General features: G+C 69.4%; 12 protein-coding genes. 9 read left to right on the forward strand and 3 right to left on the reverse strand.

Annotation, left to right across the window (positions count from 1 at the left end; all coding sequences use genetic code 11):
* Positions 1-5: 5 nt before the first annotated feature.
* Together pknB and AC3WLZ_RS06180 are read right to left on the reverse strand one after the other, a co-directional pair.
* Positions 6-1,934 carry a Stk1 family PASTA domain-containing Ser/Thr kinase gene (pknB, locus tag AC3WLZ_RS06175; protein WP_492469464.1) on the reverse strand — a complete coding sequence of 643 codons (1,929 nt, stop codon included), beginning with the start codon at positions 1,932-1,934 and terminating at the stop codon, positions 6-8.
* Positions 1,935-1,988: 54 nt separating this feature from the next.
* Positions 1,989-2,975 (reverse strand): LysM peptidoglycan-binding domain-containing protein, encoded by a 987-nt coding sequence (locus AC3WLZ_RS06180; protein ID WP_492469465.1) that lies wholly within the window; start codon positions 2,973-2,975, stop codon positions 1,989-1,991.
* Positions 2,976-3,111: 136 nt separating this feature from the next.
* On the opposite strand from AC3WLZ_RS06180, the gene AC3WLZ_RS06185 reads away from it, so the two are divergent.
* Complete coding sequence (locus tag AC3WLZ_RS06185; protein WP_492469466.1) at positions 3,112-3,456, forward strand: Rv2175c family DNA-binding protein; 345 nt, start codon at positions 3,112-3,114, stop codon at positions 3,454-3,456.
* Between the two features lie 18 nt (positions 3,457-3,474).
* Here the strand turns inward: AC3WLZ_RS06185 and AC3WLZ_RS06190 are convergent, their stop codons facing one another.
* Positions 3,475-4,566: a polyprenyl synthetase family protein gene (locus AC3WLZ_RS06190; protein WP_492469467.1), complete on the reverse strand. Its 1,092-nt coding sequence runs from the start codon at positions 4,564-4,566 to the stop codon at positions 3,475-3,477.
* A gap of 64 nt (positions 4,567-4,630) precedes the next feature.
* On the opposite strand from AC3WLZ_RS06190, the gene AC3WLZ_RS06195 reads away from it, so the two are divergent.
* The 8 genes from AC3WLZ_RS06195 to murD all read left to right on the forward strand — a co-directional run bounded on the left by AC3WLZ_RS06195 (position 4,631) and on the right by murD (position 13,345).
* Positions 4,631-5,017: an SCO2097 family morphological protein gene (locus AC3WLZ_RS06195; protein WP_412924220.1), complete on the forward strand. Its 387-nt coding sequence runs from the start codon at positions 4,631-4,633 to the stop codon at positions 5,015-5,017.
* Positions 5,018-5,378: 361 nt separating this feature from the next.
* A complete protein-coding gene (gene mraZ / locus AC3WLZ_RS06200) occupies positions 5,379-5,810 on the forward strand; it encodes a division/cell wall cluster transcriptional repressor MraZ (RefSeq protein ID WP_412924221.1) in 432 nt (143 codons plus the stop codon).
* 96 nt (positions 5,811-5,906) lie between these two features.
* Positions 5,907-6,860, forward strand: a complete 954-nt coding sequence (gene rsmH / locus AC3WLZ_RS06205) for a 16S rRNA (cytosine(1402)-N(4))-methyltransferase RsmH (protein ID WP_412924222.1) — start codon at positions 5,907-5,909, stop codon at positions 6,858-6,860.
* Positions 6,857-7,459 (forward strand): cell division protein FtsL, encoded by a 603-nt coding sequence (ftsL, locus tag AC3WLZ_RS06210; protein ID WP_492469468.1) that lies wholly within the window; start codon positions 6,857-6,859, stop codon positions 7,457-7,459. Before rsmH ends, ftsL begins: the two co-directional genes overlap by 4 nt.
* 4 nt (positions 7,460-7,463) lie before the next feature.
* Positions 7,464-9,260, forward strand: coding sequence for a peptidoglycan D,D-transpeptidase FtsI family protein (locus tag AC3WLZ_RS06215; protein ID WP_492469469.1), 1,797 nt, complete (start codon positions 7,464-7,466; stop codon positions 9,258-9,260).
* A gap of 52 nt (positions 9,261-9,312) precedes the next feature.
* Positions 9,313-10,725, forward strand: a complete 1,413-nt coding sequence (locus AC3WLZ_RS06220; RefSeq protein WP_412924225.1) for a UDP-N-acetylmuramoyl-tripeptide--D-alanyl-D-alanine ligase — start codon at positions 9,313-9,315, stop codon at positions 10,723-10,725.
* Positions 10,722-11,828 carry a phospho-N-acetylmuramoyl-pentapeptide-transferase gene (mraY, locus tag AC3WLZ_RS06225; protein WP_492469470.1) on the forward strand — a complete coding sequence of 369 codons (1,107 nt, stop codon included), beginning with the start codon at positions 10,722-10,724 and terminating at the stop codon, positions 11,826-11,828. Before AC3WLZ_RS06220 ends, mraY begins: the two co-directional genes overlap by 4 nt.
* On the forward strand, positions 11,810-13,345 hold the full coding sequence (gene murD / locus AC3WLZ_RS06230) for a UDP-N-acetylmuramoyl-L-alanine--D-glutamate ligase (RefSeq protein WP_492469471.1): 1,536 nt from the start codon (positions 11,810-11,812) through the stop codon (positions 13,343-13,345). Before mraY ends, murD begins: the two co-directional genes overlap by 19 nt.
* Positions 13,346-13,347 lie beyond the last annotated feature (2 nt).

Below are 13,347 nucleotides of genomic sequence, written 5' to 3' on the forward strand. Positions count from 1 at the left end.
CACGGCTACCCGGTGCTGAAGACACGGACTGGCGTGCCCGGTCGTTGGCTAGTTCCCGGTGCAGGGTCGGTGCGGCTCACGGTGAAGATGCCCCACACCAATTCCGGCAGAGCCGTGCCGGGCTCGAATCCGGCGTCGCGAAGCGTGTTCATTGCGTCAGCAACTGTCTTGCCCGAGACATCCGGCACGACGATCGGCTTTGGACCTTTGGAAACAAGGAGTGTGACCGTGTCGCCAGGGCGCCAGTTTCCGTCTTGCTCACGATCCAGGATGCCGATGACAGCACCCTCCGCGAGGGAGCTGCTGAAGTCGGTCGGCCGGTCCCCGGAGACCTGCAACCCCGCAGCCTCCAACTCCCGCACCGCACCATCGACGCTCAGCCCGCTCACGTTTGGGACGGGGCCTGCCGACACAAGCATGGATGCGCTGTCCCCCTCGTACACCGTGCAGCCGTCGGTGCAGGGAAAAGGGTCACCTCCCGAACGAGGCGTGATCGTGACGGTCAGAACCGAATCGGCGTCGCTGTCCGTGAACTCCTTCGTGTCGTCTCCGACTGTCACGCGCGCGCCGGTGAGAACGTCACGAGCCTCTGTGGCTGACCGTCCCGCCAGGCCGTCGATCTGGTGCGTCGAAGGCCCGAGAGAAACGAGCACAGTGACGACGGACTTCTTGTCGACGCGCTCACCTGGCCCAGGATCGCTGCCGATCGTGGTGCCAGCAGGAATATCGAAATCGTTGACCTCTTGCGGCTGCGCGGCGAGCTGCTCCTGCGTCAGCAATGCCTCGGCATCCGCGAAGCTCATGCGCGAGACGTCCGGGACGGCGACGAGTGAGCCCGGGCCCGACCCGAACCACCACCCGGCCGTGGCCGCACCCGCGGCGAGCATCAGGACGAGAGCGAACAGCCAGATCCCACGGGTGGTGCGCCGACGCGTGCGCTGACGCAGCCGCGTGGCGTTGTCGACGTCCTCGGTCGGGGCGGAGGGCGTCACCGCCGTCTGGGGCAGCACCTTGGTCAGCTCGCGGGAGTCCGCGGAGGTGGACGCCGCCGTCCCGATGGAGACGGCGCGGGCGACCTGCGGCGCCAGTCCGAGCTCCGTCTCGATCTCGCGCAGCCGCGCCAGCATCGTGCCCGCGTCGAGTGGGCGCTCGGACGGCTCGCGCTCCGTGGCCCAAAGGACCAGTTCGTCGAGCTGTTCGGGGACGCCGGAGTTCTTCGCGGAGGGGCGCGGAACCGAGTCGGTGGCGTGCTGGTACGCGATCTGCATGGGCTGCTCGCCCTTGTACGGCTGCTCGCCGACGAGCATCTCGTAGAGCATGATGCCGAGCGAGTAGATGTCGCTGCGGGCGTCGGCCGTGCCGCGGGTCACGAGCTCGGGGGCGAGGTACGCGATCGTCCCCATGAGCTGGGCACCGCTCGCGGTGTTGGCGGTGGTGGCGCGGGCGAGACCGAAATCGCCGATCTTGATGCGCCCGTCCTCGGCCAGGAGCACGTTCTCGGGCTTGACGTCGCGGTGGACGATGCCGGCCCGGTGGGCGGCCGCGAGCCCCGAGAGGATGGCATCCATGATGGTCAGGGTCTGATCGACCGTGAGGCGCTTGTGCTCGCGGAGGAGTTCGCGCAGGGTGATGCCCGGCAGGTACTCCATGACGAGGTAGGCCATGTCGCCGTCCTGGCCCTGGTCGAAGACGTTGACGACGTGCGGATCCGACAGGCGGGCCGCCGAGCGCGCCTCCTGGATGAATCGGCTCTGGAACACGGTGTCGTCGCTGAGGTGGCCGTGCATGACCTTCAGCGCCACCCGGCGCTCGAGCCGCAGATCTGTGGCGACGTACACGGTCGCCATGCCGCCGCGCGCGATGCGCGCGCGTACCCGGTATCGGCCGTCGACGAGACGGCCGATCAGCGGGTCGGCCTGCTGGCTCGTGCTCACGGGTCGAGTCTACGGAGCGCCCCCTGGGAGCCCGGGGAGCGGCTCACCTTCGCATCAGCCGAGAACGGCGAGCCAGACCGTCGCCGGGGACTCCCACTGTGCGTATCGATCGGGGTAGGCCGAGATCTGCACGGCTTGGGCGGCGTCGGCGTAGGACATGCCTTCCCACCCGGGGATGTCCAGCAGTCCGCGGGTCGCCGAGCCGTTCGGGTCGTCCGCACCGCCGTAGAAGGCGCGGGTCGAGTGCTCGCGGTCGAGGATCTGTTCGGGGCTTCCCCAGCCGCTGCTCGGTCGCTGCTGGAACAGGCCGAGCGAGTCGCGGTCGCCCCAGTCGAGGTTGCGCAGCCACGACTCCTGCATCGCGGTGCCGAGCGCGATCGCGATGCCGCGGTCGGACACGCCCAGCTCGCGACCGATCCGAATGAGGAGCCGGGCGTTGTCGGACTGTTCGGCGTCGAGCCCGGGAGCCGTCGCCGGGCCCGCGGATGCCACGCTCTCGGCCGACGTGTCGGCGCCGGGCGCGGGGATCTGCAACGTCTCGCCGGGGTAGATGATCGATGCGCGTGTCAGGCCGTTCGCGGCCAGAACGGCGTCGGTCGACACGCCGTTGGCAGACGCGATCGCGGAGACCGTGTCGCCCGCGTTCACCACGTGAGCGCGCGCTGGCGCGGGAGCCTCACTCGCCGGGGGAGCCGAGACCGCGGCGGGGGCCAGGACGAGCACCTGGCCCGGGCGGATCACACTGCCCCCGTCCAGGCCGTTCGCAGCGAGCACGGCGGCGGTGTCGAGGCCGTGGGCGCGGGCGATCGCCCACACGGTGTCGCCGGGCTGCACGGTGTACGACACCGGCGCCGACGCGGCCGCGAGGACGGGGCCGCCCACGGTTCGTGGGGCGGGTGGGACGGTGGAAAGTGCGGGCGTGGGCGGGGTGGCGTGCGCGGCGTTCTCGCCCGAGAGGGCGAGCGCGATCGTTCCGGCCACGGCCGCGGGCCAGACCGTCAGGGCGCGCGGGCGCACGGGTGCAGCAGAGAGTCGTCGCATGGTGGGGGATCCGTTCTTCCGACTGCCCGACACGGTCGCACGGCGTGAGACGGATGTCAACGCACGGTGCTGGTGTGACTCATGTGACGGGGGCGATCATCGCCGGAGGACGCGGCGGGGATGAGATAGTGGCACGGTGACCGAAACACCCCGCTTCGCAACCGATTGGCTGACTCTTCCCGACCTCGTCGAGGTGCTGGGGGAACCGCTCGGACGCGTGCGCCGCTTCCTCGACGAGAATTACCTGGTCGGTTCCCGCCGGGACGGCGTGCTGCGCGTCCCCGCGGTGTTCATCGTCGACGGCCGCCCGCTCCCCTCGTTGCGCGGCACGATCATGGTTCTGCACGACGCCGGCTTCGACCCCGACGAGACGATCGACTGGTTGCTCACGCCCGAGGAGACGATCGGGGTCGCGCCGATCGAGGCGCTCCTCGCCGGCCGCAAGAGCGAAGTACGCCGCGTGGCGGCCACGCTGGCCTGAGCCGAGCGCTCCGGCGGGTCAGGACGAGCGCCGGGTTGCGGCGCGCGCCAGAACCCGCAGCTCCTCGACGGCCGCGTGCCCCAGGTGCGCCCCGTCGAGGGCGTCCTCCGCCTGACGTTCGTACTCGGCGATGAGTTCTTCGGTCCGCTCGAGCGCACCGGTGGCGACGATCGCGCGCTGGAGCTCGCGGATCTGGGAGGCGTCGAGGGCCCGGTCCCCGAGCATGCCGTCGAGATCGGCACGCCGGTCGTCGGGCAGCGCCTCGCGCGCGTAGGCGACCAGCACCGTGCGCTTGCCCTCGCGCAGGTCGTCGCCGGAGGGCTTGCCGGTCACGGCACTGTCACCGAAGACGCCGAGAACGTCGTCGCGCAGCTGGAACGCCATACCGATGTCGTGTCCGAAGCGACCGAGGGCGTCCAGCTGGCTCTCGTCCGCACCCGCGAGAGCGGCTCCGATCTGCAGCGGCTTCTGGATGCTGTACCGCGCCGACTTGTACGAGGCCACCCGCAAGGCCCGCTCGGCGTGGGCGTCGTCGTCGTGAACGGCGTACGCCGATTCCTCGGCGACGTCGAGGAACTGGCCGATCGTGACGTCACGACGCATCTGCGCGTACTGCCGACGGGTGGGCCCGGCGGTGGGGAGCCCGTCGAGGGACTCCTCGAGAAGGTCATCGCTCCAGGCGACCAGCAGGTCGCCCAGCAGGATGGCGGCGGAGCGCCCGAATGCCTCGGCGTCTCCGAACCATCCGGCTTCGACGTGGGTCGTCTGGAGGGCGCGGTGTGCCGCGGGCTGGCCGCGGCGTGTGTCCGAATTGTCGATGAGATCGTCGTGGACGAGGGCGGCGGCCTGGAAGATCTCGAGGGCCGCGGCCACGCCGATCGCGGCACCGTCGGTGGCGAGGGGTGCGGTGTCGGCCACCTCTTCCACTGCGCGGCGCCCCGTGAGCAGGAATCGTGCCCGGAGGCGCTTGCCGCCACGCAGGGACGACGCACCCGCGCGGGCCATTTTTTCCGCCTCTTCACCGAGGCTGGAGGCGTACGATATCTGTTCAGACACGAACTTGTCGAGTCGCTGGGAAACAGCCTCGATCGGTTCCAGGGAGCTCGGCACGGGCCTAGCCTAGTGATCCTCGCCCCACCTAGAATTGAACGTACTGAGCAACAGAGGGGGATGCATGCCACTCTCCGAACAGGAGCAGCGCCTGCTGGACGAGATGGAGCGCCATCTCATGAGTAACGACGCCGACGTCGTCACGGCCCCCAGTCGCGCGCTCAGTTACCGCAACATCGTCCTCGGCTCGATCCTCGTGCTCGCCGGGCTCGGCGCCCTGATCGCGGGTGTCTCGATCGGATTCAACACGGGTGTCCTCGGCATCGCCGTGGGCGTCGTCGGCTTCCTGGTCATGGTCGCCGGCGTCGTGTTCGCGGTCACGCCTACCCGCAACTCTTCTCGTCTTCCGTCGGCCCGCCCGGCCTCGGGCGCGCGGGCCCCGCGTGCGTCGGGCGCCTCCTTCATGGATCGCATGAACGATCGATGGGATCGGCGCAACGAGGGTCACTGATTCCCCACAGCGTTTGAGAGAACACCGGCTCTTCGGAGCCGGTGTTTTTTTGTGCCCTCCCGCGCACCGACCGACGGCACGGCCGCCCGGAGGGGTGTCGTGAGCGCTTCGGGTGAACCCCACGTCCGGGTCGCGTGAGCCCGAGATCGCTCCCTTTTCCTCCACCGCGACGCTCCGACAGCCCCGGCCGCGGCCGAATATCGCGGAATCTCGCGGATGACGGAGGTGCCGCGCGAGTGATCGGCAGACCATACACGGCCCCCGGTCCCTGGGAAAGCCCGGCATTTTGATAGCGAAGTGGAGGGCGGTGGAGTAAAGTGGGGGAAACTTCGCAGGCCGGACGAAGGGGGTGGACGCCCGAATGCTGCTCGGCACGCATACCCCCAAGCTCGACGACAAAGGGCGCGTCATCCTGCCCGCGAAGTTTCGGGACGATCTCGGCGCCGGAGTGGTAATCACCCGGGGGCAGGACCGCTGCCTCTACGTGTTCAGCACCGAGGAGTTCGAGCGCGTCCATGAGCGGATCCGCGAGGCCCCGCTCAGCAACAAGCAGGCCCGCGACTTCCTGCGCATGTTCCTCTCCGGGGCGAGCGCCGAGAAGCCCGACAGCCAGAACCGCATCACCGTCCCCCCGGCGCTGCGCGCCTATGCCGGACTCGACCGCGAGCTGGTCGTGACCGGCGTCGGCGCTCACGCCGAGATCTGGGATGCCACGGCGTGGAACGCCTACGCCGAAAGCAACGAAGAGACCTACGCAGAGCTGGAGCAGGAGGTGATCCCGGGATTGTTCTGATCGCCGGCTGTGATTCCCAGCCGCACGCCCTGACGCACTTCCCCGGCGCCAGGTCGAGCGGATGGGGATCAGAGCCCGCGACCTCGCCCCGTCATCATGGACATCCGCGACATCCACACCCCGGTCCTGCTCGAGCGCTGCGCCGAGCTGCTCGCCCCCGCGCTGCGCCGCGACGGTGCCGTGTTCGTCGATGCGACGCTCGGCATGGGCGGGCACTCCGAGGCGTTCCTCGAGCGGTTCCCGACGTCGCGGCTCATCGGTCTGGACCGTGACACCGACGCCCTGCGCATCGCGGGGGAGCGTCTGGCCCGGTTCGATGGACGCACGACGTTCGTCCACACCGTCTACGACGGCATCGCGGATGCCGTCGCCTCGGCCGGAGTCGACAAGGTCGACGGCATCCTCTTCGACCTGGGCGTTTCGTCGCTCCAGCTCGACGAGGCATCGCGCGGTTTCGCGTACGCGCAGGACGCTCCGCTGGACATGCGCATGGATCAGACCTCGGGCGTCACGGCCGCCGAGGTGGTCGCCACTTACGGCGAGGGCGACCTGCGCCGCATCTTCGAGCGCTATGGCGAAGAGAAGCTGGCGGCTCGCTACGCCCGCGCGATCATCGCCGCGCGCCAGCAGGCGCCCCTGGAACGTTCGGGACAGCTCGTGGACGTGCTGCAGGCGGCGACGCCCGCCGCGGTGCTGCGCGAACGGCATCCGGCCAAGCGCGTCTTCCAGGCTCTGCGGATCGAGGTCAACGCCGAGCTCGCCGTCCTCGAGCGGGCGATCCCGGCGGCGCTGAGCGTGCTCGGCGTGGGCGGGCGCATCGTCGTGCTCTCGTACCAGTCGCTCGAAGACCGTCTGGTCAAGCGCGTGTTCGCCGAGGCGTCGGCATCCACCGCTCCCCGGGGACTCCCCGTGGAGCTGCCGGAGCACGCGCCGAAGTTCCGGTTGCTCGTGCGGGGAGCCGAGCTCGCCAGTGACGACGAACGCGCGGCCAACCCGCGCGCCACCCCCGTGCGTCTGCGCGCGGCCGAGAGGATCCAGGAGGACGCATGAGCGCTCCCCAGACCATCGACGCGGCGTTCCTGCCGGAGTTCCCCGTCCCGGTGCGCGAGCCCCTGCGCCTGCACGTGGTGGATGCGCCCGTGCGTCGTCGCGTCCCGCGTCGCGCGTTCGGCGTCATCGCCGTGCTCGGGGCGGTCACGATCGCGCTCGTGCAAATGGGACTGTCGATCCTCACGACCCAGAGCTCCTTCGAGATCGCGTCGCTCACGCAGCAGCAGCGCGATCTGACGTACCAGAAGCAGATCCTCTACGACGAGGTGGCGGGGCTGAATTCGCCCCAGTACCTTGCCGCCAACGCCGCGGCACTCGGAATGGTCATCGACGAGACCCCGACGTACCTGAGGCTGAGCGACGGTGCCGTCATCGGCGCGGGCAAGCCCGCCGAGGGCGCTTCCTCCGTGGATGCCATGGGTCGGGGGTCGGTCCGCAACGCCCTGATCTCCGGCGTCCCCCTCGTCACCGACCCGCAGAAGGCCGCGGGGCCGGCACCGTCCACCGACGCCGCGCCCGCCGACGCGGCCGCTCCGACGGCGAGTTCGGCGACACCCCCACCGATCAGCGACGGTCTCCCGACCCCCGCGACACGATAAGCCCATGACGACGACGCTTTCCCGCTCCCCGCGACGTCGCACGGTGGTGGCTCTCTCGATCGTGCTCATCGTGCTCATCGCCTTCGTCGTCCGGCTGGTCGACATCCAGGTCGTGAACGCGCGCGAACACGTGGACGACTCCCTCGCCATGGGATTGCAGGACTCCCGCACCGTCTACGGTTCGCGCGGCTCGATCGTCGACGAGAACGGTGTGACGCTCGCCGCGAGCGTGCTCCGCTACGACGTGCAGGTCGATCCGATGCTCGCCGCCCAGGGGCTGGTCTCGCGCGAAGACGACGGCTCGACGCGGGTCGAGGCCACATGGTCCGACCTCGCGGCCAAGATCGCCGGCATCCTCGGTCAGGATCCGGCCGCGGTGGAGAAGGTCGTGACGGATGCCGTGGCAGCCGACCCCGATTCGCGCTACGCCATCATCGCGAAGGACGTCTCCACGGAGCAGTACCGCGCGCTCGCGGACCTGGGCCTGCCGTTCCTCGTCTTCCCGCCGAAGGCGGGTCGGGTGTACCCGGATGGCGCCGTCGGGGGCAACCTCCTGGGCTTCGTCGGCGGCGACGGGCAAGCGCTCGCGGGCCTCGAGCTCGCCGACAACGACTGCTTGTCGTCGCAGGACGGGAAGGTCGTCTTCCAGCAGGGGCGCGACGGTGTCGTCCTGCCCGGGACGGAGGTGGAGACCGAGCCCGCCGTCGACGGTGGCACCCTGAAACTCACGATCGATCGCGATCTGCAGTGGTACATGGGCCAGCTCATCGCCGAGCAGGTGCAGAACACCGGATCGGTGCGCGGCGCCATCACGGTCGTCGAAGCGAAGACGGGCAAGGTGCGCGCCCTCGCCGAGTACCCGACGGTGGACCCGAACGACCCCACCGCGACCCCTGCCACCGAGCGTGGCAGCTGGACGTTCACCGATCCGGTCGAGCCGGGATCGACGTTCAAGGCCCTCACCGCGGCGATCGGTCTGGACAGTGGCTCCTTCACCAGCGACACCACCGTCACGGCATCGTCGAGCGAGACCCTCCGCGGCGGAGCGCGGGTCACGGACTCGTTCGCGCACGGGGCGAACAACTACACCCTCACCGGCGTGCTGATCGATTCGTCCAACGTCGGCATCTCGAAGTTCGCCGACAAGATCCCCGCGCAGACGCGATTCGACTACCTGCAGAAGTTCGGCATCGGTTCCCCGACGGCCATCGACTTCCCGGGCGAGTCCGACGGCATCCTGCACCCCGTCCAGGACTGGGGTGACCAGACCTTCTACAACACCGCGTTCGGTCAGGGTCTCGCGGTCACCATCCCGCAGCTCGTCGGCGCGTACCAGACGATCGCCAACGGGGGAGTGCGTATGCCTCTTTCTCTGGTGGAGAGCTGCACGGCCGCCGACGGAACCGTCACCGACGTCCCGTCCACCCAGGGCGAGCGCGTCGTCTCGGCGGAAACCGCCTCGAAGGTCTCGCAGATGCTCGAGAACGTCGCCACGCAGGGCACGCTCGCCTCGCAGGTGGCCGTGCCGGGGTATCGCGTCGCGATCAAGACCGGAACGGGTGAGAAGACCGACCCGAACACCGGTGCCTACAAGCCCGATGCCTACTTCACGACCATGATCGGCTTCGCCCCCGCGGACGACCCTCAGTACATCGTCGCCGTCAACCTCGACGAACCGCGGACGGTAAAGTCGTCTGCGGCCACGGCTCCCGCCTTCCAAAAGGCGCTCACCCAGGTGCTCAAGAACTACCGGGTGATTCCGTCCGGAACCACTTCCCCCGAACTGCCCAAGTTCGGCTGACACGCCGGATGCCGGTCTCCTCCCGACACGGAAAGGGCGTCCGTACACAGCAATGATCTCCACCAGCCTCTCCCACATCGCCTCCGTGCTCGGGGGCCGCCTCGTCCTCCGCGGCGACGACACGCCGGACACCCTGGTCGCCGGACTCGTCGACACCGACTCGCGCCTCATCGAGCCCGGCGGGATCTTCGTCGCCAAGCCCGGCGAGACCACCGACGGACACCTGTTCGTCCCCGCCGCGATCGAGCGCGGAGCTGTGCTGGCGCTCGTCGAGCGCGAGCTCGACGAACCGGTCAGCCAGGTCGTCGTGCCCGATGTCGTCGCGGCCCTCGCCGAGCTGGCACGCGACGTCGTCGCGCGTGTGCGCGCGAGCGGCGATCTCCGCATCGTCGGCATCACCGGTTCCAACGGCAAGACGACGACGAAGAACCTCCTCGCCCGCATCCTCGAGGACGAAGGCCCCACCGTCGCGCCCCGCGCCTCGTTCAACAACGAGGTCGGCGCGCCGCTGACGATGCTGCGGGTGACGGAGGACACCCGGTTCCTGGTGAGCGAGTTCGGTGCCAGCGCACCCGGCGCGATCGCGCGTCTCGCGGGTCTCGTCACGCCGGACATCGGCGTCGTCCTCATGGTCGGGATGGCCCACGCCGGCGGGTTCGGGGGCATCGAGGCGACCTTCCACGCCAAGAGCGAGCTCGTGCGCGCCACACGCGAGGGCGGACTGGCCGTCCTCAACGCCGACGATCCGCGTGTCGCGGCGATGGAGCCCATCGCCCGCGAACGCGGGCAGGACGTCCGCTGGTTCGGCCGCGGCGATCGCGCGCAGGTGCGTGCCCTCGACGTCGAGGTCTCGGCATCCGGCACCCGCGCACAGCTCGTCGTCGACGGCGAGGAGCACACGTTGACCCTCCGCGTGCTGGGCGAGCATCACGTCATGAACGCCCTCGCGGCTCTCGCCGCGGCGACCGCGCTGGGTGTCACGGCGGCCGACGCCATCGCGCGCCTCGAAACCGTCGAGATCGCGGAGCGCTGGCGCATGCAGCCGCTCGGTTCCGACCGAGTGCGCATCATCAACGACGCGTACAACGCCAGCCCCGACTCCATGGCCGCAGCGCTGCGTACACTCGCGCAGATCACCGGGCCGGAGGAGCGCACCGTGGCCGTCCTCGGGGCGATGAGCGAACTCGGCGAGTACGCCGACGAGGAGCACGATCGGGTCGGGCTGCTGGCCGTGCGCCTGCGCATCCAGCGGATCGTCGTCATCGGTCAGGATGCCCGGCGCATGTACCTCGAGGCCATCGCCCAGGGCTCGTGGGACGGTGAGGCGGTGTTCTTCCCGGATGCCGACTCCGCCTACGACTACCTGCTGGGTGAGCTGCGCGACGGTGACCGTGTGCTGGTGAAGTCGTCCAACTCCGCCGGGCTCAGGTTCCTCGGCGACCGTCTGGGAGAATCGTTCGCGTGAGATCACTTCTGACATCCGCGGGGATCTCTCTGGCCTTCACGCTCTTCCTCACTCCGGTGTTCCTGCGGGGATTCCGGAAGTGGGGCTGGGGACAGGTCATCCGCACCCCCGAGAACGTGCACAACCCGTCGCACGGTGCCAAACGCGGGACGCCGACCATGGGCGGCACGATCTTCATCCTCGGCACGATCATCGGGTACTTCATCGGCGCGTACGCCGGCAACAACCCGCCGACCGTGTCGGGTCTGCTCGTCCTGTGGCTGATGCTGGGTTTCGGTGTCGTCGGGTTCATCGACGACTACATGAAGGTCCGTTTCCAGAACAGTCTCGGACTCTCCGGGTGGCGCAAGATCGCGGGTCAGGTCATCGTCGCCGTGCCGTTCGCCATCGTGGCGCTGAACTTCCCGAACGCGTACGGGCAGACACCCGCGTCCGAATACGTGTCGATCTTCCGCGACATCCAGGTGCTGTCGCTGTTCGCGCTCGGACCGATCCTGGGGTGGCTGCTCTATCTGGCGTGGATCTCCCTGATCGGAACCGCGGCCTCCAACTCCGTCAATGTCGCCGACGGACTCGACGGCCTCGCCGCGGGCTCGGGCATCTTCGTGGTGGGCGCCTACAGCCTCATGGCGTTCTGGCAGAACAAGCAGATGTGCGCCGACGTGCTCGATCCCTCCGTGCAGGCCGGATGCTATGCGGTGCGCGATCCGTTCGACCTGGCGATCGTGTCTGCCTCGTTCGTGGGCGCGCTCGTGGGTTTCCTGTGGTGGAACGCCCCGAAGGCGAAGGTCTTCATGGGCGACTGCGGTTCGATGGCGATCGGCGGCGTGATCGCCGCGATGGCGATCCTGACCCGAACCGAACTCCTGCTCGTCCTCATCGCCGGCGTCTACGTCATCGCTTCGGGGTCGGTGATCCTGCAGAGGATCTACTTCAAGATCACGCGCGGCAAGCGGCTCTTCCTGATGAGTCCACTGCACCACCACCTCGAGATGCGCGGGTGGCCCGAGGTCACGATCGTCGTGCGCATGTGGATCATCGCCGGGCTCCTGGCCGTCTCGGGTGTCGGATTCTTCTACGTCGAATGGCTGGCTCGGGTATGAGCGCGGAGCGGGTGGCATCCCTGCACAGTTGGTATGCGGAGTGGCGCGGTCTGAGAGTTGCCGTGCTCGGCCTGTCTGTCACGGGCTTCTCCGCCGCGGACACCCTCGCCGAGCTCGGGGCCGAGGTGCTCGTCGTCACGGAGAAGGCCGATCCCGAGTACGCGCGGCTCGTGCCGGTGATCGGAGCGGAGCTGCACATCGGCCCGCTCGACGCCGTGCCCACCGTCCTCTCCGACTTCGCGCCCGACGTCGTGATCGCGTCCCCCGGCTTCCCGCCGACGCACCCGCTCATCGCCTGGGCTCAGGACAACGGCATCCCGCTCTGGGGGGACGTCGAGCTCGCGTGGCGGGTCCGCGACAAGGTCGTGCGCCCCGACGGACGCCCCGCCGACTGGATCCTCATCACGGGCACGAACGGCAAGACCACCACGACCCGCCTGACCGCCGAGATGCTCGTCGCGGGCGGTCTTCGCGCCGTTCCCGTCGGAAACATCGGCACACCCGTGCTCGATGCGGTCCGCGACCCGAACGGATTCGACGCGCTCGTCGTCGAGCTGTCGAGCCACCAGCTCTGGTACCTCAACCTGCAGACCGGCCCCGACGCGCTCTCTCCCCACGCGGCCGTGTGCCTCAACCTCGCCGACGACCACCTCGAGTGGCACGGCAGCTTCGCCGCCTACCGGGATGCCAAGGCCGGCGTGTACGCCCGGACCCGCGTCGCGTGCGTGTACAACAAGGCCGACGTCGTCACCCGCGAGATGGTCGAAGAAGCGGAGGTCGTCGAGGGCGCCCGCGCCGTCGGGTTCGACCTCGGCGTTCCGGGACCGAGCGACCTCGGCGTGGTGGACGGCATCCTCGTCGATCGCGCGTTCCTCGAGGAGCGGGCGACCTCGGCCCTCGAGCTCACGACCGTCGCCGACCTGGCCGAGCACGGCCTCGCCGCGCCCCACATCGTGTCGAACATCCTGGCCGCCTCCGCGCTCGCCCGATCCCTGGGCGTGGCGCCGGCCGACATCCACGACGCCCTCGACCGCTTCCGTCTCGATCCCCACCGCATCCAGGTGGTCGCCGCCCACCGCGGCGTCACGTGGGTCGACGACTCTAAGGCGACCAACCCGCACGCGGCGGGGTCGTCGCTCGCGGCCTATCCTCAGGCCGTGTGGGTCGTCGGGGGACTCCTGAAGGGCGTCGACGTCACCGACCTCGTGCGTACCCGTGGCTCCGCCGCCCGCGCCGCGATCGTCATCGGCACCGAGCGCGGTGACATCGTGGCCGCGTTCGAGCGACACGCCCCGGCGGTTCCGCTTTTCGAGGTCGACCACACCGAGACTGAAGACGTCATGGCACGGGTCGTCGAACTGGCGGCCGACGTGGCCCGGGACGGAGACACCGTGCTCCTGGCTCCCGCGGCGGCGTCGTTCGATCAGTTCAGCTCCTACGCCGACCGAGGCGAGCGATTCGCCGAGGCGGTGCGGGCGTGGATCACCGGTCAGGATGACGGCACCGCACGACCGTAGGA

The organism is Microbacterium sp. FW305-3-2-15-F-LB2, from assembly GCF_058787255.1.